At 59.9% G+C, this 23,366-nt stretch carries 14 protein-coding genes and 1 pseudogene; 11 read left to right on the forward strand and 4 right to left on the reverse strand.

Annotation, left to right across the window (positions count from 1 at the left end; genetic code table 11):
* Positions 1-135 precede the first annotated feature (135 nt).
* Positions 136-660, reverse strand: coding sequence for a proton-conducting transporter transmembrane domain-containing protein (locus tag ACCAA_RS16850; protein ID WP_245754635.1), 525 nt, complete (start codon positions 658-660; stop codon positions 136-138).
* The gene (locus ACCAA_RS16855; RefSeq protein ID WP_186408415.1) at positions 657-935 is read right to left on the reverse strand and encodes a hypothetical protein; all 279 of its coding nucleotides are present in this window, start codon (positions 933-935) and stop codon (positions 657-659) included. Before ACCAA_RS16855 ends, ACCAA_RS16850 begins: the two co-directional genes overlap by 4 nt.
* Positions 936-970: 35 nt before the next feature.
* On the opposite strand from ACCAA_RS16855, the gene ACCAA_RS16860 reads away from it, so the two are divergent.
* Positions 971-2,482 (forward strand): sigma-54-dependent transcriptional regulator, encoded by a 1,512-nt coding sequence (locus tag ACCAA_RS16860; protein ID WP_186408416.1) that lies wholly within the window; start codon positions 971-973, stop codon positions 2,480-2,482.
* On the opposite strand, the gene ACCAA_RS22545 is transcribed toward ACCAA_RS16860, so the two are convergent.
* Entirely contained in the window at positions 2,466-2,600 is a 135-nt protein-coding gene (locus ACCAA_RS22545) for a hypothetical protein (protein WP_281193211.1), read from the reverse strand. The two genes, ACCAA_RS16860 and ACCAA_RS22545, sit on opposite strands and share 17 nt — an antisense overlap.
* 25 nt (positions 2,601-2,625) lie before the next feature.
* Between ACCAA_RS22545 and ACCAA_RS16865 the strand changes: the two genes are divergently transcribed.
* The 10 genes from ACCAA_RS16865 to ACCAA_RS16910 all read left to right on the forward strand — a co-directional run bounded on the left by ACCAA_RS16865 (position 2,626) and on the right by ACCAA_RS16910 (position 23,071).
* Complete coding sequence (locus ACCAA_RS16865) at positions 2,626-6,018, forward strand: type I restriction endonuclease subunit R (RefSeq protein WP_245754636.1); 3,393 nt, start codon at positions 2,626-2,628, stop codon at positions 6,016-6,018.
* 62 nt (positions 6,019-6,080) lie between these two features.
* The gene (locus tag ACCAA_RS16870) at positions 6,081-6,758 is read left to right on the forward strand and encodes a uracil-DNA glycosylase family protein (RefSeq protein ID WP_186408418.1); all 678 of its coding nucleotides are present in this window, start codon (positions 6,081-6,083) and stop codon (positions 6,756-6,758) included.
* Between the two features lie 9 nt (positions 6,759-6,767).
* Positions 6,768-8,282: a class I SAM-dependent DNA methyltransferase gene (locus tag ACCAA_RS16875; protein ID WP_186408419.1), complete on the forward strand. Its 1,515-nt coding sequence runs from the start codon at positions 6,768-6,770 to the stop codon at positions 8,280-8,282.
* Positions 8,279-9,427, forward strand: coding sequence for a restriction endonuclease subunit S (locus ACCAA_RS16880; protein ID WP_186408420.1), 1,149 nt, complete (start codon positions 8,279-8,281; stop codon positions 9,425-9,427). The genes ACCAA_RS16875 and ACCAA_RS16880 overlap by 4 nt, the downstream gene beginning before the upstream one ends.
* A gap of 14 nt (positions 9,428-9,441) precedes the next feature.
* The gene (locus ACCAA_RS16885) at positions 9,442-11,541 is read left to right on the forward strand and encodes an AAA family ATPase (RefSeq protein WP_186408421.1); all 2,100 of its coding nucleotides are present in this window, start codon (positions 9,442-9,444) and stop codon (positions 11,539-11,541) included.
* Positions 11,541-12,422 (forward strand): hypothetical protein, encoded by an 882-nt coding sequence (locus ACCAA_RS16890; protein ID WP_186408422.1) that lies wholly within the window; start codon positions 11,541-11,543, stop codon positions 12,420-12,422. Before ACCAA_RS16885 ends, ACCAA_RS16890 begins: the two co-directional genes overlap by 1 nt.
* A gap of 109 nt (positions 12,423-12,531) precedes the next feature.
* The gene (locus ACCAA_RS16895) at positions 12,532-13,575 is read left to right on the forward strand and encodes a PDDEXK nuclease domain-containing protein (protein WP_186408423.1); all 1,044 of its coding nucleotides are present in this window, start codon (positions 12,532-12,534) and stop codon (positions 13,573-13,575) included.
* Between the two features lie 25 nt (positions 13,576-13,600).
* A complete protein-coding gene (locus tag ACCAA_RS16900) occupies positions 13,601-17,128 on the forward strand; it encodes a hypothetical protein (RefSeq protein ID WP_186408424.1) in 3,528 nt (1,175 codons plus the stop codon).
* Between the two features lie 20 nt (positions 17,129-17,148).
* Positions 17,149-18,846, forward strand: coding sequence for a DEAD/DEAH box helicase (locus ACCAA_RS16905; protein WP_186408425.1), 1,698 nt, complete (start codon positions 17,149-17,151; stop codon positions 18,844-18,846).
* Between the two features lie 55 nt (positions 18,847-18,901).
* On the forward strand, positions 18,902-23,071 hold the full coding sequence (locus ACCAA_RS16910; RefSeq protein ID WP_186408426.1) for a helicase-related protein: 4,170 nt from the start codon (positions 18,902-18,904) through the stop codon (positions 23,069-23,071).
* Positions 23,072-23,143: 72 nt separating this feature from the next.
* Here ACCAA_RS16910 and ACCAA_RS16915 read toward each other — a convergent pair.
* Positions 23,144-23,366 (reverse strand): annotated as a pseudogene (locus ACCAA_RS16915) (NADH-quinone oxidoreductase subunit M); the annotation flags it as partial.

Consider the following 23,366-nt stretch of genomic DNA (forward strand, 5'->3'; position numbering starts at 1 on the left):
GACAGCAGCAGCGTCAGCGCGGTCGTGACCAGCGCGATCCATTGCGCCCAGGGAGCGCGCCGCCGCAGCGCGGTGGCCAGCGCGCCCAGCACCGGCAGCGCCAGCAGCATACTCAGCAGGGGCCAGGAGGCGAGTTCAGCCATGATGAAAATACGCCGCCAGCGCCTGCGTCGCGCTATCGGTCAGTTTCAGCCACGGTTCGGGGTAGAAACCGGCAGCGAGCAGCACCAGCAGGGTCGCACCGCCGACGAAATACTCCATCGGCCGGGTGCGAACGATTCTCGACACCGGCACGTCCCTTGGCCGCGGCGCCAGGAAGGCGCGCTGGAAAGCCCAGAGCAGGAAACCGGCGGCAGCGACGTTGCCGAGCGCGGTGGCGATCGTCGGCAGCGCGCCGAAAGTCTCGATCGACGCTTCGAGGACCAGGTGTACGGCGTCGAAACCCGGCGTTCCCGGCATGCCGAGGATGGCCAGGCCACCAATCAGGAAAGCGACGGCGATGAAGGGAACGCGGTCGAAGAGTCCGCCGAGGCGGTCGAAGGCCAGCGCCAGGTCCTGCTCGCGCATGATCATCAGCAGCACGGCACCGGCCAGCGGCAGCCGTTGCAGCGTCGCCAGCAACGGATAGCCGGCTTGCGCTGTCCAGTACACCTCGTTCACAGGATCACCACGAAGGTGGCCATCACCATCAGCATCAGGTAGCGCGGTTGTTTGAGCAGCGATTCGATCGCGTCCGCATAGTGCCCCAGGCGCTGCAGAGCGCGGGTCAGAGCGCCGTCGCCGCTGAGCAGCAAACGGTTCTCGAGGCGCTGCAAGCGGTCGGCGAAGTTGAACAGCGCGCGACCGGCCAGACCATGGCCACGGATCAGTTCGTCAGCCGCCGCCTTGCGAACAGCCAATTCTTCATCGTCGCGCCTTTGCTCGTGCTGTCCCATGGCATACAATCGTTGCTATATGCAAAAGCTTCCTTATGGTTGAGCGTACCCTCGTCGCCTGGATTGGCCGGACCGACCTTAAGGCTGCCAGCGGAGACCCCGACAGCGGCCTTGGGCCGATTGCGCAGGCCGTCGTGGCAGGTCAGTATCAAAGCATCGAGCTCCTGAGCAATTTTGCTGCGCAGGATGGCGAGATTTTCCGGGAGTGGTTGGGCCGCCAAACCGACGCCGGCATACAGATCCGTCCGGTCAAGCTTTCTTCGCCTATAGACTTCGGCGAAATTTACCAACATGCTGTGGCGGTCCTCGATCAGATCGGTCCGCGGCGCAACATCCAGCGGACCTACCATCTCAGTCCTGGTACTCCGGCCATGGCGTCCGTCTGGATACTGCTGGCCAAGACAACCCACCCTGCCCGGTTGATTCAGTCCTCACCCCAGGCCGGTGTCGAGGAAGCTCGCATCCCTTTCGACATCGCGGCCGAATTCATCCCGCATTGGATGCAGCAGTCGGACGAGCGGCTTGCTTTAATGTCCCAAGGCACCGTAATTGAGGATGCGGAATTCCGCCATATCGTTCACCGCAGCGCAGTCATGAAACGAGTAATCGCTCAAGCGAAGCGTATCGCCCTGCGATCGATCCCGGTACTGATCGAGGGGGAAAGCGGGACAGGCAAAGAACTCATGGCACGGGCAATCCACGGCGCCAGTCCTCGGGCAAACAAACCGTTCATCCCGGTCAACTGCGGAGCGATTCCGCCAGAACTCGTCGAGTCCGAGTTCTTCGGTCACAAGCGAGGAGCTTTTACCGGGGCCGTTGCCGACCGCCAAGGGCACTTCGAACGCGCCAATGGCGGAACGATTTTCCTCGACGAAATCGGCGAATTACCGAAACCCGTCCAGGTCAAGCTGCTGCGCATCCTGCAGGAGGGTGAGGTCACACCGGTCGGTGCCAGTGAGCCGAAAAGGATTGACGTGCGCGTGGTGGCTGCCACCAATCGCACGCTCATCGAGGAAGCCGCTCGGGGAAATTTTCGCGAAGACCTCTTTTATCGCCTTGCAGTGGCCATCATCAAACTGCCGCCCTTACGGGAGCGAGCCGGCGATATTTCTCTGCTGACTGACGTTTTGCTGAACCAGCTTAACGAGGCAGCCGGAGATCTGGGCATCAAACACAAAGCAATATCTGCCAGCGCAAGAAATCTTGTATTTCAGCACTCCTGGCCGGGAAACATCCGGGAACTCTTCAATACCCTGCAGCGAGCTGCAATATGGTCCGACGAGGACATCATCGGAGCCGAAGCGATGCGCGACGCTATCCTGATCCCTCTGTCTGGAGTCGGCTCCGAAGATGGCATTCTGCATCGCCCCATCGATGGCGGAGTCAATCTGGAAGAGTTGATTTCCTCAGTAGTCCGACATTACATCGAGCGGGCGCTGGCTCATACCCACGGCAACAAGACCCAAGCGGCGAGGCTGCTCGCCTTCGGCAGTTACCAGACTTTCACCAACTGGATGAATCGGTATGGCGTTACGCAGAAGAAATGAGCACAAAGATCGGCGCCACATTCTGGCACGGCATTTGCTTTGTGGTGACCATCTCCTGAATCAGCACAACAAAAACCATGCCGCTGCCTCCTTCCTTCGCGCCACGTCGGTCGAACATCTCGCCCTCGCCAGAGGGAGCCGTCGTGCACTCTAAGAACTTCGAGTTTCTCCATACCACCCAGCCCGATCTGGCAGCACTGGGCGGTTTTGCTGAGCATTACGCTTTCAATGATCCCGCCGGGGCGCTGGCCAAGCTCCGGTTGTTCGCCGAGCGCACCGTGGAGTCAATCTACGAGACATTCCGCCTGCCCAAGCCGTATCAACCCAACCTCAACGATCTCTTGAACGAAGACGGCTTCCGCGAGCGTGTACCACCGGTGGTGCAGACGAAGCTTCACGCCCTGCGCATGCATGGCAACAAGGCGGTCCACGCCAACAAGGGAACGACGTCCACCGCACTCGATATGCTGCGCGAAGCCCATGATATTGCTCGCTGGCTCAATCTCACCTTCCACTCCGGCTTGGCAGCGCAAAGCCCAGCCTACCTACCGCCAAGTCCTCCTGCCGACCTCCGGAAGCTGGAACGTGACCGGCAACGGCTGCTAGTCCAGATCGCTGAACAGGAGGAACAGATGCACGCGCTGTTCCAGCAACTGGAACAGGCCAAGGCGGAAAAACTTGAACGCAATGCCGTGGAATTGCAGGAACTGGTCGTCAACGGCAACGCGGTGGCGGCACAACTGGCTTTCGATGAAGCCACCACCCGCAAGCGCCTGGTGGATGCCATGCTGGTGGCCGCGGCCTGGCACGTCGGAGACAATGGAACATCCACGGAACAGGTGGGCCAGGAGGTCGATATTCCCCAGCCGCAGAACAAGACTGGTATCGGCCGCTGTGACTACGTCCTTTGGGGAGATGACGGAAAGCCCTTGGCGGTCATCGAGAGCAAGCGAACTGCCAAGGACGCGGATGCCGGCCGCACCCAGGCCAAACTCTACGCCGACGGTCTCGAAACCAGGTACGGTCAGCGTCCGGTGATCTTCTATACCAACGGCTTCGATATCTTCATCTGGGACGACGCACAGCACCACACGCCACGCAAGCTCTTTGGCTTCTACTCCAAGGAGAGTCTCAACTACCTGATTTTTCAGCGCCGCGAGAAACTGCCCCTGGACACGATTGCGCCGAAATCCGACATCGCCGGGCGCATGTACCAGATCGAGTCCATCCGCCGCATCTGCGAACGCCTCAGCCAGGGCTACCGCAAGGCTCTGGTCGTTCTGGCTACGGGTACCGGCAAGACTCGGGTCGCCGTTTCGCTGTGCGAGGTGCTGTCTCGCGCCCGCTGGGTGAAGCGCGTCCTGTTCCTCTGCGACCGACGCGAACTGCGTAAACAGGCAGATGACGTTTTCAAGGAATTCCTGCCTGGCGAGCCGCGCATCCTGGTCAATTCGAACACTGCCGGAGATGTCACCAACCGCATCTACCTCGCCACCTACCAGGCGATGATGCAGAACTACGAGCTATACGACGTCGGTTTCTTTGACCTGATCATCGCCGACGAATCCCATCGCGGCATCTACAACCGCTACCGCGACCTGTTCGTCTACTTTGACGCCATCCAGGTGGGCCTGACCGCGACGCCGGTGCAATTCATCGCCCGCAACACTTTCAAGCTGTTCGCCTGCGAAGACGGCGACCCGACGTCCTACTTCAGCTACCAGGAAGCGATCAGCCATGTGCCCCCCTACCTGGTGCCTTTCGAGGTGTACACCCACACCACGGAATTCCTGCGCCGGGGAATCAAGTACGCCCAGCTTTCAGAAGACCAGCGCCAGAAACTGGAGGAAGACGAAGGGGAGGATTTCGCCAGGACGGTAGACTTCGAGGACGGCGAGGTGGACCGCGCCGTGTTCAACAAGGATACCAATCGCGCCGTCCTGCGCAACCTGATGGAGAACGGAATACGGAACAGCAGCGCTTCCCGCCCGGGTAAGACCATCCTCTTCGCCCGCAATCACAATCATGCGGTATTGCTGTCCGAGCTGTTCGACGAGATGTATCCGCAATACGGCGGCCAGTTCTGCCGCGTCATCGACACCTACGATTGCCGTGCCGAGCAATTGATCGACGATTTCAAGGACCCTAAAAACCCTCTGACGCTGGCCATTTCGGTGGACATGCTCGATACCGGCATAGACGTGCCGGAAGTGGTGAATCTGGTTTTTGCCAAGCCGGTGAAGTCCTGGGTCAAGTTCTGGCAGATGATCGGCCGGGGTACGCGCCTGTGTCTCCATCTCTTCGGTCCCGGCCAGGACAAGGTCAGGTTCCGCATCTTCGACCACTGGGGCAATTTCGCCTTTTTCGAGCAGACCTACACCGAGGCTGACCCCCTGCCATCCAGATCCTTGCTGCAGCAACTGTTCGAGGCGCGGCTGGAACTGGCGGACGAGGCGCTCGCTACCAGCAAGGCTGAAGCCTTCGACATCGCCGTCAAGCTCCTGGCGGCCGACATAGCCGCCCTGCCCAAGGGCACCATCGCCGTCCGGGAAAAATGGCGTGAGGTGCGCCAGATCCAGACCGATGGCGTGCTGCCCGCGCTGAGCGCCGCCACCCGCGCCACCCTGTTGCGGGACATCGCCCCCTTGATGCAATGGCGCGACACGCGCAACGTGGAAGACGCCTACCGGCTCGACATCCTCATCGCTCACATGCAAGCGGAAGTACTGAAACGCTCGGCCGTCTACAAGAATCTGCGCGATGAGCTGATGGCCTTGGTGGCCAGACTGCCCGTCAATGTCAACGCCGTGCGCGAAAAACTGCCCACCATCGAAAAACTCCGTCGTGGAGACTTCTGGCAAACCCTCTTCGACCAGGCGGACGTGCCGGCTCTGGAAACGATCCGGGAAGAACTGCGCGGCATCATGCGCCACTGCGTCCGGCCCACAGGCCCCACCGCCGGCAAACCCCTCATGCTCGATATCCGGGAGGACGCCGACAAGATCAGATACACGCAACACCTCCCGAAACTGGCCGGAACAGAACTGGTCGCCTACCGCCAGCGAGTCGAAACGGTGCTGGCAGCACTGTTCCAGAGCAATGCCACGCTGGCCAGAATACGGCGCGCTGAGGCGGTCTCAACGGATGATCTGAACGCCCTGGTCAGCCTGATCCTGACCCAGCACCCGGACGTCAATCTCGCCTGGCTGACCGAGTTCTATCCGGATACCGCCGGTGATCTGGCCACGGCCATCCGGACCATCGTCGGCATGGAAGCGGAGGTCGTGGCCGAGCGTTTCGCGGAATTCATGGCTCGCCACCCACGCCTCACCGCCAGACAGCAGCGCTTCATGGCGCTGCTGCAGAACCACATTGCCCGCTTTGGCGTGATCGGCGTCGGCAAGCTCTACGAAGCCCCCTTCACCCAGGTCAGCCCGGAAGGACTCGACGGCGTGTTCGACGACCGCGCAGCCGTCGAACTGATCGCCGTCATCGAAGGTTTCCATCCCGTTGCTCCAATCGCTGCCGGCGCCTGACAATCCGCACCCTGAAAAAGACTAACCCGCAACCACGCTTCCCGACACAGGAAAAATCCCAGTTGAACAATTCATATCAGGCCTTTGACGAAACTCTGCGCAATTGCCGCAAGTGCGCTGCCGCTTTCGCCAACCATCCGATCGATCCGCGCCAGGGCAGCCAGTGCGTGGCGCCACGTCCCATCGTGTCCGGCATCCGACCCAGGCCAGTCATGCTGATCGGCCAGGCGCCGGGGCTGACCGAATACCAGACCGGCAAACCTTTCCAGGGCGACGCCGGCCAGGTAATTCGCAATATTTTCGACGAACTGGGACTGCCCCGCGCTCGCTTCGACCAACTCGTCTACTCCTCTGCGGTGATCAAGTGCTTTCCCGGCAGCAAGCCCGCCTTGCGTGCCGGCAAGACGCGAGAGGATGTCCTCCCCACCGCGGAGATGATCCGCAACTGCCTGCCAATCTTTGAAGGGCAGATTCGGCTGACCAATCCGCAGGTAATCGTGATCCTGGGTAGCCTGCCGCTCAAGGCCTATCTCAAGCTCACCGGCCGCAAGTCCAGCGAGGCACGACTGGAGCAGTTCGTCGGCCGCAAGGAAGATTGGTATGGTCGCACCATCGTCTTCTTTCCGCATACTTCCGGCGCCTCGCGCTGGCTCAACGAGCCAGAGAACCGCAGCCTTTTTCAGCAGGCCAGGGCGCTGCTACGCAGCGAACTCATCGAACGTGGCATTACCTCCCCATAAGGAAGTTCGGTGATCACCAGCCAACTGAAAAACGACATCGACCGCCTGTGGACCGAATTCTGGACCGGCGGCATTACCAACCCGCTCACCGTCATCGAGCAGATTTCCTTCCTGATGTTCGCCCGCCTGCTCGACCTCGACGAGACCCGCTTCGAGAAGATGGCTCAGCGTCTTGGCAAGTCACCACACAAGAATTTCAGCCCCGATCAGCAGACCCTGCGCTGGAAAAGCTGGAGCGAATATGGCGGTGATGAAATGCTGCGCCATGTCCGTGACCAGGTGTTTCCTCACCTGCGCGACCTGGGCGGCCGGAACACCACCTTCGGCGAGTACATGAAGGACGCTACCTGCCTGATCCCCAAGGCCAGCCTGCTCGTTTCCGCCGTCGTCCAGATCAATGCGCTGCCGCTGGGCAACAGCGACATCAAGGGGGACCTCTACGAATACATGCTGAGCAAGCTCAGCACCGCGGGCATCAACGGCCAGTTTCGCACCCCTCGCCACATCATCAAGCTCATGGTCGACTTGCTCGACCCCGGCCCGACAGAAATCGTTGGCGACCCAGCTTGCGGCACGGGTGGCTTCCTGGTCGGCACCATGGAATACCTGCGCCGCAAGTATTCCTCGCCGGAAATGGTGGAAACCCTCGGCGACGGCACCCGAAGCTATCCCGGAGATCTGCTGGAGCCCTACCGCGAACACCTCCAGAACGGTATGTTCCACGGTTTCGACTTCGACGTGACGATGCTGCGCATCGCCGCGATGAACCTCATGCTGCACGGTGTCGAGAACCCCGACATCCACTACCAGGACACCCTGTCCAAGCAGTTCCCGGAGAAATTCGGCCGCCAGGCCGAAGATTGTTTCGACGTCATCCTTGCCAACCCACCGTTCAAGGGCAGCCTGGCGGAAGACGACGTTCATCCGTCGCTCCTGAAGAGAGTGAAGACCAGGAAGACAGAACTGCTTTTCGTCACGCTCATCCTGCGCATGCTCAAAAACGGCGGCCGTTCCGCGACCATCGTTCCCGACGGAGTGCTTTTCGGTTCCAGCAGAGCCCATGTCGCGCTGCGTCAGCACCTGATCGACGACAACCAGTTGGAGGCCGTTATCTCCCTGCCTTCCGGCGTCTTCAAACCCTACGCCGGCGTGTCCACCGCCATCGTGGTATTCGCAAAGGGCGGACGCACCGACGAAGTGCTGTTCTACGACGTTCAGTCTGACGGCTTTTCGCTGGACGACAAGCGCCAGGAAATCGCCGCCAACAACTTGCCTGATGTCCTCGCGCAATACCGCACCTGGTGTGAGCGGAAAGGCGACTTCAGCGACCGGATGGCGAAGGCGTTCGAAATCCCCGCCGAGGAAATTCGTGCCCACAAATACGACCTGTCGATAAACCGTTACAAGGAATCTGCGCGGGAAGAGTTGAAATTTGACCCGCCCAGAGTGATTCTGGAACGGATGAAGGCACTGGAGGCGGAGATTCAGGCGGACGTAGGCGGATTGGTGGGGATGCTCAAATGAACCAACGGACCATGGCAGACCTGTACTACCTTGCCAAGGGGCATAAGGCAGCAGATGTCTCCAACATTCCAATAGCTGGATACGATCGCTACATCCAGATCGATGACTTGCGTACTAACAGCAACATCAAGTTTGCGTACGACCCGAGAGGTACGCGGGTTTTACCCAACGACATCTGCATTGCCTGGGATGGCGCAAATGCAGGAACTGTGGCTTACAGCCTATCTGGACTGATTGGCAGCACAATTGCCAGGCTTCGCCCACGTGAAGAGAAGGCTATTCATACACCGTTTGTTGGCCGATTTCTCCAAGAGAAATTTAACTTCCTGAACGAAGGAAGTACGGGGGCAACCATACCTCACATAAGCAAAGACAGACTTATGGGGTTGATCGTCCCCTTCCCAGAAGTGAGCGAACAACGCCGCATCGCCGCCATCCTCGACAAGGCAGACGCCATTCGTAGGAAGCGCCGCGAATCCATCAGACTCGCCGACGATCTTGTCCGCGGAGCCGTTCTCATACTCCTTGGAGAAGCGCCAGATCACCGCATCTCTATAGATAATTTGCTGGCTGACCAACCCAACTCAATCCGGACAGGCCCTTTTGGCAGCCAGCTTTTGCACTCCGAATTCACCGAATCAGGCATCCCGGTGCTTGGCATTGATAACGCCGTGACAAACCGGTTCCGGTGGGCAGAACGTAGATATGTCTCGGAAGAAAAGTATAAAGAATTATCCCGTTACACGGTGCTTCCCGGCGACGTAATCATTACGATCATGGGGACCACCGGCCGGGTTTGCGTCGCACCGGACGACCTAGCACGTTGCATCAGCACCAAGCACCTATGCACCATGACCACCAACCGAGACAAGATTCTTCCCGAATACCTCTGGGCCAGTCTGCTATGGGATTCCGCGGTACGGGCGCAAGCCGCACGCGAAGGGAAGGGCGCCATCATGGAAGGGTGGAACATGGGCATCGTCCGTAGCCTTTTGATCAAGGTACCGACAATGAGCGAGCAGCGACGCTTCGTTGCTTTCCTGAAAACGGTTGATGTTTTGCGTGAAAAGCTCGTTTGCGACGCACAGAACAGCGACGGGCTATTCACTTCCTTGTCTCATCAGGCATTTGCCGATCAGCCGTAAATCAAGGGAACGACATGAACCTGGAAACAACAAGAACAATATTTACCGGCCGAAACTACGTTCGCACACGGGAAACGGCCAAGCTCGACGAGTATCAGGCGCCGACTTCCCGCCAGTTTCTGTATCTGAACAAGGAGCGGACCTCGATCCGGGTGGTAATCCATCCAGACCTGTGCCTTGAGCCCTTCCTCGCCCTGGCCGGTGTCAGTTGCAAGGCGCGCGAGAAGTTCTATCACCATATCAACCTTCGCCACTTCCCGTCTCGTCAGCATGGTGGATCGACGGAAATCCGGTACGGTAGCGCCCTGGAGATCGATTCATTGGAATCCTTGGCCTGCTTCCTGCAACTCTTTGATACTCCTGCCGGCCGCGAGCGCCAGGGTGCTGACCTGCCTCCGCGTCTGACTGCCATTGAACTGGAATATTTCAAGGGTGTAGGCAAGCGCGTCCGGCTCGAACTGGCACCGATCACCCTGCTCTTCGGCGCCAATAGCGCCGGAAAAAGTACCATTCTGCAAGCACTGCAATACGTGCGCGAGGTGCTGGAGAGACGGAACGCCAATCCGGACCATACCCTCCACGGCGGTGACTTCGTAGACCTTGGCGGCTTTTGCAACCTCGTCCATCAGCGCGATCTTTCGCGCCGCATCTCGATCAAGCTGGAAATGGCACTGAATCGAGCCAGCCTGCCCGACTTGGTTCCGGACACATTCGACGAATGGCAAACGGATGACCCAGGGGTGTGGGAGTTCCATAGCCTGCTGGAAGAAACCAAGCAACGTACCGATTCTGTGAGTATCCAGCTAACGGTCGGCTGGAGTTCCTTCAGGCAAGCCGCTGTTGTGGTCGGCTATGAGGCAGGTCTCAACGGTGACTGGCTGGTACGAATCGAGAGCAGCGAAGGCGGTCGTGACGCCGAGGTCAAGGTTAATCCTGGAAATCCCGTACTGATGCACTTCCGTACGCAGGACGAGGTCGACACGCACAAAGCGCTGCTTGCTGATCTTGGCTTGGATCGGCAGCCTGATACACCCACCGGCGTTGATGCAAGCGCTTCGCCTGACAACGACCATGATGCTGACAACCACGAATACTCGATCTGGCCTGACATAACCAACGCGTTGGATGAGATGGACATCAAGGGGGCAGATCGTGGCTTTCGTCAATGGCTAACCGACGTGGAAGGGGCACTTCCGAATCTCGCCCCCTTACTCTACGTGCCTACGGGAAGAGTCAAGGGGTCTGATGCGGTTTACATCGCAAGGGAGTTCACCGCATTCCTGTCTAGTGTCGTGGTAGGCCCCGGCGTACTGATACGCGACCAGCTACGCAAACTGCGCTACCTTGGTCCGATTCGCAACGTGCCACCACGAAAATTCGAAGCAGTACTGACTCCGGACGAAGCGCGTTGGGCGGATGGGATGGCTGCCTGGGAAAGACTGCTGACCTGCGACGAGCAACTAATTAAAGAAGTCAGCAGGTGGATGTCCTCGCCGGACAAGTTGGCTACCGGCTATGAAATCGAGCGCCGGACGGTCCAGGAAATCGATTCTGGGGTGCTGGAGTGGTTGCTGGATGCCTCCGACCCCGATTCGTTGCGCCGCTTCGACCCCCAACTCGAAAGCGAATTGCGGTCGCTACCGGAGCAGAGGCGCCTGAATCTCATCGAGACCAATTCAGGAATGCGCATGCAAGCACGCGATGTGGGCATTGGCATTTCGCAAGTCTTGCCTGTGGTCGTCGCCGCCCTCGACCTCGAGCCATCAGCCTCTTTGGTGGCCATCGAGCAACCTGAACTGCACATTCACCCTGCCGTTCAGGTCGGTGTCGGTGATTTGTTGATCCAGGGGGCCAAGATCAACGGGATCACCTTTCTCGTCGAAACCCACAGCGAACACCTCATCCTGCGCCTGCTGCGCCGAATTCGGGAAACTGAAGAGAACGAACTGCCTCCAGGAGCCCCCGCTGTCAAGCCTGAGGATGTGACCGTAGTCTATGTCCAGACCGGTGAGCAAGGGGTGGAACTGATCGCCTTACCGATCGATGAAACAGGCGAATTCACCGAACGTTGGCCCAAGGGATTCTTTGTTGAGCGCGGCGAGGAGTTATTCTGATGTTGAAAGAGTTCGCACTGGAACCGGAAGCGATCGCCACGTGGGCCAGCTTCAAGGACTTGATCGAGAAATTCGGGGTGTCGAAGGGACGGGTGATTGCCTGCTTTCCACGCAAGTGGCGGCAGGCGGTATTGCGGGCAGCCCAGGTACAGGCGCGGGACGTGGAACTTGTACGGATTGAGGAAAAGTTACGCCGGCTGGAAGGGCTGGTTCTTCTCAATCGGGAACGTCCGAGTGGTGATGGGGCTTTGCCTTGGCTGGATCGTGTGCTGGTGGAACATGCTCGTCTACCGTTTGACGGAATCATCGTTCGGGAGCGACAGAGGCCTCACCCCGAGGTGCTGACTACCGACGAGATAGATGATGATCTCCCGCTATTCCATGCCACTGGACAGAAGCATATCCGTCGCACGGCCGATGAGATCGTTGATTGCGTGGCGCTGTTGGTTTCCTGCGCACGCACCATCAAGCTGGTAGACCCGCATTTCAAAGCGAATGAGCCACGCTGGAAGCGCCCCCTATTGCGCCTCCTCACGCTGCTGCGTGACCAACATCGGACTGGCGTATCCATCGAAGTACATCGCGCCAACAACGCGCGGCCGGCCAACATCCGCAGCTATTTCGAATCTACGATCCCGCGAATGTTACCCCCAGGAGTAGGTTTGAGCGTGCACCTGCATCCCGAGCAGGCCCGGCACAACCGTTTCATTCTGACAGAACGAGGTGGTGCCTCGTATCACACTGGCCTGGATGACAACGAGGAAGGTAGATCAACCGATGAGGACTTGGTCACGCTGCTGGAACCTGCCACCTTTGCAGGCGAGTGGAGGGCCTATCCGCCATCGGACGAACCCTTCCTTGCTTACCCCGCATCTTCCTGAACAGTCCAGCCATGCCTCACGACCTGTCGGACAAGCCGGTGATCGGTATTTCATCCCGCGCCCTGTTTAGTCTCGAACGTGCAAAATAGCCAGCCGATAGAGAGCAACCATGTCCCCGCATGACGCCCCACTTACCTTGACCGAGGCGCCGGACGGCTACGCCGACTGGCTAACCGAACTCAAGACCCGGATCCACACCGCGCAGCAACGCGCCGCGCTGGCGGTCAATCGGGAACTGGTCGCGCTCTATTGGCAGATCGGCCGCGACATTCTGGAACGGCAGGCGCAGCAGGGCTGGGGCGCCAAGGTCATTGAGCGTCTGGCCCATGATCTGCGCACCGCCTTTCCGGACATGAAAGGTTTTTCCCGCGCCAACCTGATGTACATGCGCGCCTTCGCCGAAGCCTGGCCGGATGGCGGAATTGTCCAACAGGCTGTTGGACAATTGCCCTGGGGCCACAACCTGGTGCTGCTGAGCCGGCTGAAGGACCCGCAAAGGCGACTCGCCTACGCCCAGCGCGCCATTGAACACGGCTGGTCGCGCAATGTGCTGAGCATCCATATCGAGACCCGCTTGCTGGAACGTGAAGGCCAGGCAGTGACCAACTTCAGCGCCCGCCTGCCCGCGCCGCAATCCGATCTGGCGCGCAACACGCTGAAGGACCCCTATCTGTTCGACTTCCTGGGCATCGGCAAGGAAGCGGACGAACGGGCGATCGAATCCGCCCTGGTGCAGCATATCACTCGCTTCCTGCTCGAACTCGGCGCCGGCTTTGCCTTCGTCGGACGACAGGTGCACGTCGAGGTGGGCGGCGACGATTTCTTCATCGATCTGTTGTTCTACCACCTCAAGCTGCGCTGCTACGTGGTGGTGGAACTCAAGGCCGGGGCCTTCAAGCCGGAGCACACCGGGCAACTGAGCTTCTACCTCTCCGCCGTCGATTCTCAGGTCAAGGACGAACAGGATAACCCGACCATCGGCCTCCTGCTGTGCCGAACACAGAACCGCGTCGTTGCGGAATACGCCCTGCGCGACTCCAGCAAGCCGATCGGCGTTGCCGAATATCGGATCATCGAATCCCTGCCTGCCGAACTGCAAACCAGCCTGCCGAGCACCGAGCAGATCGAGCGCGAACTCGGAGATCTGGATTGAACACTCTACTCACGCAAGGTAAGACATGGCACAGATCAACCCCGCCCAACTGAAGCGGCGCTTGCTGCTCGACCAATCCGAAAAGGTGATGAAGCGTCGTATCGAGTGCAGCGATGCGCCTTTCCTGGGGCTTTTCGGGCAGGAATTTGATAGGTATCGAGACATGCGACAGGCGGTAGTTGAGGAGATTCGGGCCAATCCGACTTCCCAGGGCTACCTCCACCATCTCGAACAGCGCCCAGCCCTGTTTTCGGTGTGGATGGTCTGGCATGTGATGAAGGGAATGGGTCAGGATGGCCGCTTTTCTCTTTATCCTTACTTGCAAGCTGCGCTCGGGATGACGCGTGAACCCGGCCAGTCGGAACGGGAGTCCCTCTGGAAGTCCTTTCGCCACGCGATCGTCAAGCTGGGCCTGGATCCTTCACCGGTGACAACCGGCGCAGGCTTCATGGTCAACGAATACCTGCGCCAGGTGGGAGTTCCCTTGGCCTGGGCAGACGATCTGGCGCGCAAGATGCTGGCCTTCGCGCGCAGCGCCGGCCTGCCCGACGACGACGACCCCGAAGGCATTGCCAGTTGGCAATTGGCCCTGGACGCGAAGCTCGCCGCACCTTTCAGCCAGACTGCACGCAAGGGCCTGGCACTCGATACCCTGGGCTATTACACCCGGGTGTTCCTGAGGGTCAGGAATGCCGGCGGACAGGCCATTGACCCGACTCACGCCCTTGAAAAGGCCATGGAAGCGGCGCTGGTCGCGACAGTTACGGGCAACGACGGGATCAGGCGGGCGGCACCGCCTTATGTCCTCTTGCACGATGGCATCCTGGGAGTATTCCTGCCCGGACGGGAGGAAGGGGAATGGTCCGTGACGATTGACGGCGGTACCCGCAACTACCGCGCCAGCGCCGATGACCGCTTCGCGCCGATAGGTATCGCCTTGCCACGCGAGATCGAGATCCGGGATCACCTGAGCCGTCAATCGAGCAAGATCAGACTCTGGGAGGACCAGCGCTCGAATCGCCTGCTGGTCTTTGCCGCCAATGGGCGGCTCAAGGGGCAAGCACAACTGGAGCAAACGGAAGCACTGACCCTGCCTCCCGGAGACTATACGATCCTCAGTCGCTTCGCGCCCAACGGACAGGAGGTTGAAGAAGTTCGGGAACAGCCGCGCATCTTCATGTTCAGCCTGTTTCTGCATCCGGGCAGTAAGCATGTCCTCGCCAATGGCCCGGCGCAACTGAGCTTGCAGGCGGAGAGCCAGGTCTTTCTCAACTGGCAGGGAGATGGGAGAAATACGCGAGACGGCACGGAATTCTTCCCGGACGACCTCAGCCTGACGGTAGAAATTCCTCCCGACTGGCTGGCCTTTGGCGGCCGCGACTACGTGCTGAGTTTGACGGCGGCGGGTCTCGGCGCCCGGTTGGAAATTTCGATCACGGTCAATGAAGCCGGAACCGTCCTGGTCGATATTGGGGCGGAGGCCCGCCGAGCGGGGTGGGCCAAGGGTTTCGCGCGCTTGCTCGCCGAATTGCGGCGGCCAAATGAAGTGCGGGCGCTACAGCGCAGCGCGGTGCTGTACTGGCATGGACTTCTTTCGGTCAGCGATGGCCTTCGCTTCAAATGCGAAGCGCCACCAGTCAACTTCGAACCCATGATCAGCGAGAACGTGGTGCTTTCTGGCGCCATCCTGAAACCCGGAAATGGGACAGGGCGTATGCTGCGCCTGGTTTTCAGGCTCGGCGACCAGCGCCGGCAAGTCCTAACCTGGGCCATCCCCGGGGTCTTCGTTGAAGTGGAAAGTATTCTCGATGGCGGGCAGAGCCAGCGCATCAGCCGCCCACTAGGCAGCACCGAAGTGGTGTCTACCATTTCGGCCAAGCAAATCCTGGTTACGGCCAGTGATGCGGGGGAATTGCGGCTGGGAGACTGGTCACAGCCGGTAGATTTCGCCCGCAGGCCTTTGAAGGCTCTCTCGGCGGCCTTTCTAGCCGAACACATCACGTCCACAGCCAATACCCTGAGCTATCTGAATTGCCGGAGCGGTGCCGAGATTCCCCTACTGAACCTCGTCCAGCCCCACAGCGTCAGCGGCATCGGCGGCGAGGTAAAGGATGGCCAGTTCGAAGTTCGTCTGGTAATGTCGGAACCCTTGGAAGAACTCGCAATCACCGCGCAGGAACTGTTGTCCGGTGACCGAGTGGCAATGAGGCTCTTGGCCAATCGAACCGAGTGGACCGGGCAAACCTTCGCGCGCGCCCGGCTGATGGTGCTGAACGATGAACAGGGTGGCTACCAGGCCCACGCCTGTTTCAATCTGGATCGCTGGCCGAGCGGCGCCTGGGTGTTTCGCTTCGACGGCCGCCTGCGCGGCATCTGGGGCCATCTCGAAAATGCCCGTCGGGATGTTTTCGGCATTGGTTTGGCGTGGGATGAGAGGCGCCAAGCCCAGAGGTCGGAGAACTTTCTCGCCAAACTCGACGCGCTTGACGATGAGCAGGCGCTGGTCGTGCTTCAACGCGTCCAGGAGGCCTTGCTGCCCTGTTACGCACTGGAATCGTGGAACAGCTTGAAGTGGCTGGGTGACGCCTGGTCCAGGCTGGTCATGCGCTGGAAACGCCGTGAGGGCGAAGCGCTGACGGCGCTCACCGACATGGCGGCACTCCAGCCGCCAGACAATTCCGCTGCAAGCTGGCAACTGCAAATGACCGTCGGCGCAGTGCTGCCACGGCTGTTCGCACTTCCCGCCAGGGAGTATCGGAGGGTCAACGAACGGCCCTCTTCCATGCTCCGCGCGCTGAAAGCCATCGCCACCATGGCGACAAGCTATCCGTCAGTCTTCCCCGATCTGATCCATCCGGTTGCAGCCACGGGATTCAGCAACGTCCTGGCCATGATGGGTGGAGCAAACCCGAAGGAATTCGTGCTTGAACAGTACACCCAGGGCCTCGGACAGGTGGACTCCTACAAGTACCTGTTTCAACTGGACGACGACGGCTTCCTGCCCGGCCCAGGAGACTATCTGGGGCCTTTGCACCTGCGCCACGCCTTGCGCTCTCTGGAGAGTCGCTACAAGGCCGGCCTGTCCGGTAACGAACTCCGCCGCGGCCAAGCGATCGGACTCTGCCAGCATGCCTGCCGCAGGCTACCAAGAATCGAGGGTACGGGAACGCCATCGACACTGCTGGGGAAATCCCCTTTCATGAATCCCTGGCCGACCACCGCCGACGCGGTCGACGAGGAAGTCACCTTGACACGCCAGCACCTGGAAGGGATGGGGCATCTACTGGCTTCGCTGGCCTGGGCTTGCCGGCTGGACGCACGGCGACCGGGAACGCTGGAGACCTGGCTAGGCCGCGTCAACCATATGGCAATCCCGTTACAAGGCCCATTGTCCTACCTTCTGCAGGTAGGTGAGGCGGCTTTCTCCTTCTATCTGGTGTTATGGGAACTGGTTCTGATGGCTGATGGTGGCCCAGCCAGCGTGACCACCACGGCAATATCAGCCAATCAAGCGACGCAATTCGGGCGACGCCGCCTGCGTGCAATCCGCTAACCGCTGTCAGGAAAGACAACATGAGCGAGGCAAACCCTATCGTCCTGGTCGAAGAACTCAGGACAGTCCTTGGCCGATACATCGCCACGACCCTGCCCATCAGCAGGCGCTACCCTCGGCTGGCCGAACGCTTTCGGCACGAGTTGCAGCAACAGAACTTAGTCGATGGTCCCTACGTGGAAGCCTTGCCCGATTTCGAGAAGGGCGTCAGCCTGAATGCACTCCTGAAGAGGAATGGCGGCTTTCTGAATGATGCCCTGGGAGTTTTGCCCACGGCAAATCGAGCGCTACACAGGCATCAGCAACTTGCGCTGGAATATGCAGCCAGGGACGGCAAAAGCCTCCTGGTGGCAACCGGTACCGGCAGCGGCAAGACCGAAACCTTCCTGTACCCTATTGCTCACGCCCTGCTTTCCGACCCTGAGCCGGAAAAACCAGGTGTCAGGGCGCTCCTGATCTACCCCATGAATGCGCTGGCCAACGATCAGCTCTACTACCGCATTGCGCCGCTGTTCGGCAACTACCTCGCCAGGCATAGCATCACCTTCGGGCGCTACACCGGCCAGGTCAAGGCGAATACCAGCCATGCGGAGGAGGAAAGCCGGCTGTTCGAAAACAGCAAGTTGATGGCGGTCCTGGACTATCCGCAGCACATCCCGGGCAACTGGATGCTGACGCGGGAGGAGATGCTTCGCGATCCACCGAAGGTTCTGATCACCAACTACGCGATGCTCGAGCACCTGCTGCTGTTGCCGAGAAACGAGCGTCTCTTCTCCGCCAACGCATTGAAATGCATCGTTCTGGACGAGATTCACACCTACCATGGCGCCCAGGCTACCGAGGTGTCCTTCCTGCTGCGCAAGCTCAAGAACCGACTTGGCGTGAACGCACCGTTGCAGGTTTTTGGCACCAGCGCCAGCTTGGCGGACGGTGCTGACGCCGACGAGAAGCTCAAAGCCTTCGCGCGTGATCTGTTCGGCGAGGAAGTCCATGCCGTGATCCGCGGCAAGCGCATCGTGCACGAGCGCCTCCAGCGTCCAACTGATCGAGAATTTTCCTTGTCGGTTCAGGAGTGGATACGGCTTGGAAGGGTCCTTGAGGCGCTGGCGCAACTCCCGGAAACCGACCGCAGCACAGAGATGTGGCACGGCTACCTGGAAGAACACGACCTGCTGCGCCAAAACTTGCAGGCAGCGGAAAACGAGGATCTGGGTCCCTTCCTGGAGAAGCGTTTCTCCGAGAATCGGGAGGCACGGCGTGTCGCGGCACTGCTGGATAAGCCTGGCGTAATCCATTTCAGCGAACTGGCGCAACGGTTGTTCGATTCGCCGCTGGTCACCGAAACGGCGGCGGAACGTGGTCAGGCGCTGAGTGCCGTCATCCGTATGGGCATGGTCGCCCAGGCCGACAAGAATGGCTTTCCCTTGTTGCCCGGCCGCTATCACCTCGCGGTCAACGGCATCGAAGGTGTGGCCGTGCTACCCGCAGCCGATGACGAAGGTTGGAGCCAGATCCGGGTTGCCAGACACCACCAGAGCGAAGAGGGGCGCTATTACCCTCTGCTTGTCTGCCGCAAGTGCGGACAGCCCTATTTCGAAGGCTACGAGGAAAGCGGTCATCTCCATTCGCGACGGCCTGACCACAGCGACGCAGCGGTGGAGCGGCGAGTCTTCTGGCTGGGGAACACCCGTCGGCCACGTGGACGACGAGGACGATGAGTCAGATGACTCCGCACCCGAATACAAGCGCTCCTGGCTGGATCCAAAGACTGGGTTGCTTGGCGCCACCGCCGACGCCGTTAAGATCTTCGCACTCGTTACCGAAGAGGATGAGGAAGAGAGGGCATGGTACGTGCGCAAATGCCCCGCCTGCGGCAGCCGCGCCTCCGGCACCGATGCGGAGATCGTGACACGCATGCACCCCGGTAACGAAGCCCTGGGCAGCGTGGTAGCACAGAGAGTCCTCGAGTCCCTGCCCACCGGAATGCTCAACCATGCCGACCCCCATCCCGCCGGTGGGCGCAACCTGCTGAGTTTCTCGGACAACCGCCAGGACGCCGCCTTTTTCGCACCCTATTTCGAACGCACCGCTGCCGACCTGGCACTGCGTAGCGCCGTCCGCCATGTCATGCGCGGGCGCGAGACGCCGATCAATGGCCGGCAGTTGGCCGACCAAATCTATTCGCACTGGCAACAGGATGGTCGGCAAGCTATCCTGCTGGACGCCAACGGCGATATCCGGTCCGACCGTCATGAGGTAACCGAAATTCTGCTGGGCGCCATCGCCGCCGAATTCTGCACCCCCGGGGGACGCCGCAATTCCCTGGAGTCGCTCGGTGTCGTCCATGTCACCTACGATGAAGCGCGCCTCAGACCCTTGCGTCAGAAGATTCGTTCCTGCTGGCCCAGTGCGCTGCCGACCGATGACGGGAGCCTCGACGCCATGCTCCATTTTCTGCTGGAAAACATCCGGCGTGAGCGGGCCCTGACCAGGTTCTACGGCATCCCCCTCCTGGATGCCTTCATTTGGCGCGAATACAATCAACATCGTTCTTTCGAAATCGAAGCGGGCGACAACGCGGTGAAGTTCCGCTGGCTGCCATCCCAACAGCAGAAGCGGCATAACCGGCGCACCTGGTATCTGATCGAACAGTTGGGCTTGGCGCGGGAGCACGCTTTCGATTTTCTGCGACAGGCTTGGGAGGCTCTTTCCAGGCCGCCGGTGTCGCTGATGCTCCGCCACCCACCCGGTTTCGCGCTCGATGGCGAAACCATACGTTTTCACGACGGCGACCGCTATCCGGCTTTCATCTGCCGGAGTTGCGGCTTACGCCAATCCCAGGTGTTGAACGGGAAGTGCACCGCATTCCGTTGCCGCGGCGAGGTCGATCCCATCTCCGCGGGAGAGCGTTCGTCATTCCTGCTCGGTAACCACTACCTCGCATCCTACGATGAGCCTGACCACGTTACGGTACGCGCCCGCGAGCATACCGCATCTCTATCCACCGACCTGCGGGAGCAGATTGAAAGACAGTTTGCCGAGCGCAAGATCAACTTGCTGAGTTGCACGACCACCATGGAAATGGGCGTCGATCTCGGCGACCTGGAAGCTGTAGTCAATCTCAATGTCCCGCCGGGGATCGCCAACTACCAACAACGCACGGGCCGCGCGGGGCGTCGTGCTCAGGCCGCACCGTTCTGCGTCACCATCGCGCGCAACACGCATTACGATCAGGCCGTATTCCGGGATTTCAGCCGCTACCTGGCATCCCAGCCGGCAACCCCCTTCATCCATCTCGACAATCCGGAACTGTTCTGGCGCCACCAGCAGTCGGTGCTGTTGTCCCATTTTCTGCGTCAGCGCATCGCGAACACGGAAATCAACGCACCAGCCCTGGAAAACCTGTTCGACACGGACTTCGACAAGGACGCTCTGCGCGACTTCACCGAACAGTTGTACAAGTGGTTGGAAAGTGAATACGGGCAGGCCGCTATCCGCGAAGCGGAATCGCTCACAGAGCACTTGCCGGCTACCTATCGACACATCGGCCTTTCAGGCTCGTATCTCCGCAATCGTTTCCTGGCGGGGATCAGAGAGTTCGCCGCAGAGGTTTCCGAGCGCTATTGCCGCTATACGGAAAAAATGTCCGAAACCAAAGCGGCCGACGAACTCTCCAAGGCCGCTCGATGGCAGCGGATGCGCAAGGAGTTCATGGGCCAGTTTCTGGTAAACCAACTTTCAAGAAGGGGACTGATACCGACCTACAGTTTCCCGGTGCATTCACTCAGCCTGGAAGTCATCCGCGACGGGCAACAGCAGTATCAGAAGAACCCCGAGGTGGCGCTGAGCCGGGATGCCAGCCAGGGTATCAGCGAGTATGCTCCGGGAGCAGAGGTCATCGCCAATGGACGCATCTGGGAGAGTGCAGGACTGGCTCATTACCCAAAAGCGTTCATGCCTGATCGATGGTATGCGGCCTGCGAGGAGTGCTTTCACGTGGACATCGGCGACACCAGGGATGACTTGCCGCCGGCTTGCAGCAATTGCGGTTCGACCCAGGCGCGCCGCAGACGGATGTTTGTGGAACCGCATGGCTTCGTTACCAACTATGCGGAGCGAAGGGGGCGCGACCCCGGCAGTAGTCGCCGGCGGGTCAAGGCAGCCGATGAAGCACGTCTGATTGCGGCACCACGCGACGACGCTTTCGTCGAAACCGACTTGCCGTTCCTGCGTACCGCTTTGCTGAAGGCCAAGGGAGAGGAAGGCACTTTGCACGGCAGCCTTTTCATTTCCAATCGGGGTAGCTATGGTGAGGGGTACTATCGTTGTCTGCGCTGCAACCATTCGGAACCGGTGAAACCCTTATCCGCGACGAAGCCAGCCAAGCGGAGCAAGGCGCAGACTGCGACGCAAGGGCATCACCTGGTTCATGACGATCCACTGAGCGGGACGCGTTGCCCAAACGAAAGAATATCCCGCACTGGAGTGGATTTTGCGCACCGCTTCGATACCGATGTACGCCTATTCCGTTTCCTGGCACCCTTACCTGACCCAAAATCCGAGGCTGATGACCTTCGCCGCCAGCATGACCAACTGGCGCGCACGGTTTCGGAAGCACTACGCCTAGCGGTGATCGAAGTCATGCAGTTGCAACAGAGCGAAATACGTGCCACTTACCGCCTTTATGGGGCTGCAGGAAGCATCCTGGAAATCGTCCTTTATGACGGGGTTCCAGGGGGTGCCGGGTATTGCGCCCGGTTGGGCGAGGCAGGATTTTCCTTTCAGGAACTGCTCGGACGGACCCGCCAGCGTCTCGATTGCCTAGCCGGTTGTGATTCCGCTTGCCGGGTCTGCCTGTGCGATTACGGCAACCAACGCTACTGGGATAGTTTCGACCGCCAGTCGGCTCTGGCATGGCTGGATGCCCTGCTTGCTCCCGACGCGCGGCCTGCCGGCCCTGGCCATTACGTCCGTTGGCCAGCTCCCAGCCTGGCTGGTCTCAGCGAAAGGCTGGCGAGTTTCCCGAACCTGCATCTGATTGGACGAAGCCTCGTCGAGGCTGCCGGCTATACCGAAGAAAGCCTCAATCTACTCGTGAACTGGCTCCAAGCCGGTAAGGCCATCCATATCTACCTGGTCAACGAGCTTGAAAGCCACCCGACGGCGCGTGCCATCCTCACGGTATACCGTCGCTTGCATCCCTATGCGCTGGAGGGCAGGTTGTGGATTTACAACATCTCCGCACGCAAGATCGGGGACTGGAGTTTGTTGCCTCGCGTGTTTGCAGGTACCCAAGCGGGTCTGCCGATCATTCGGCAGCACTTTCCCGTTCAGCCCTTGCTGGAATGCCTGATTTCGGCACCGGCAGAAACGGGCATGGTGGACGACGATCTATCCCGAGAACTTGCAAGCTTGGTGCGCCAAGCCACTCCTTGCGCAGCAGATATTCTCGCTGAAGGCGAGCGCATGGCCATGTGGGAGTTGCAGGCCGGGGAAGACCGCGACTTGTCTAGGATATTCAGGTCCGTCGCGGGCGCCCACGTGAAAGAACTCGTCATCCGGGACCCTTACTGTGGAGCTGTAACCCATCGTTTGAAGTTGAAGGTCTTCCTTGAGGCGCTGACCAGAATCATGGGCAAGGTCGATCACCTGGCAATCCACTGCCGCGAAACCAAGGACAAGGACGGGTACGTCGAGTTCTACCTTGATGTGGAGCGGCACGTAGATGAGATGGTCAAATCCATCGGTTTCATCAACCGGCATGTCCAGGTCAGCCCAATCAAAGGAAGCGCCCGGACATTCCATGACCGCGAGATAGACGTGCTGACCGTCTCAAAGGACGGCTGTGACGTGCTGCACCGGTACTTCCTGACCGGCGGTATCGACTATCTGATGGACCTGCGGACGGCTACGAAGGTGTTCAGCATTGTGATCAACAAGTGAACACCGATCAGTGCGGAGCGATCAACTATCTGGTATCCCGCCAAAAGTGCCGATGATAGGCGTTGCCGGACGCTACAACCCCGCCAACCCCGCCACCCAGGCCTCGGCGCTCGGCCGCAGCAGTTCGAGCAGCGGCAACGGATAGACGCCGATCGCCAGCGTCAGCACAGCCGGCAACAGCAGGAAAGCCATCTCGCGCGGCAGCAGGTCCGCTGCGTCCGCCACATCGACATGCCGCAGCGGCCCGAGAAACGCCTGCCGAAAAGGTGCCAGAAAAGCCGCGGCGGCGAGTACC

The organism is Candidatus Accumulibacter aalborgensis (assembly GCF_900089955.1).
GTDB lineage: Bacteria > Pseudomonadota > Gammaproteobacteria > Burkholderiales > Rhodocyclaceae > Accumulibacter > Accumulibacter aalborgensis.